This window comes from Megasphaera sp. MJR8396C (assembly GCF_001546855.1).
In the GTDB taxonomy this organism is placed as follows: domain Bacteria; phylum Bacillota; class Negativicutes; order Veillonellales; family Megasphaeraceae; genus Megasphaera.
Map to the genome: position 1 here is coordinate 1 of NZ_KQ958186.1, position 583 is coordinate 583.

The following is a 583-nucleotide window of genomic DNA, read 5'->3' on the forward strand; positions in this document are numbered from 1 at the left end:
GTGGTATCTGCATATTCCCGTCACCAAAGCTGTCGAAGATTTCCAGAAGGAGAACGTCCGTCACGTTGTCGGTATGGACCGTGGTTTACGATTCCTGACGGTCAGTTACGATGAGCAAGGTAAAACCGAATTTGTTTCCGGGCGAAAAATTGCGGCAAAAAGGAACAAGTTTCTCAAAGTCAGACAGCAGCTCCAATCAAAAGGCACAAAATCTGCAAAGCGCAGACTCAAAGCCCTTTCCGGACGAGAGAACCGTTGGATGTCTGATGTAAATCATCGGATTTCTAAGACACTCGTTACGAAATACGGAAAAGATACATTGTTTGTGCTGGAAGATTTAACGGGTGTCAGCTTTGAAGCATCGAATCTCTCCCAAACTGCAAAGCAGAACTATGACCTGCGGAGTTGGACTTTCTATCAGTTTGAGCAATTTCTGACCTACAAGGCTCACGAAAATCGCTCGGAAGTATTGAAAGTCTCGGCAAAATACACCTCTCAGCGTTGCCCGAAATGCAGTACAATCCGTAAGGAAAACCGTAAGCCTCACCAACATCTGTATCGCTGCCAGTGCGGATACCAATCC

Annotated in this window: 1 protein-coding gene; it reads left to right on the top strand. The window is 46.1% G+C overall.

Translation table 11 applies throughout. The features are described from left to right. Window positions 1-583: RNA-guided endonuclease TnpB family protein (locus HMPREF3201_RS06300; RefSeq protein ID WP_156423324.1), on the top strand; the 583-nt coding region annotated here is incomplete at both ends.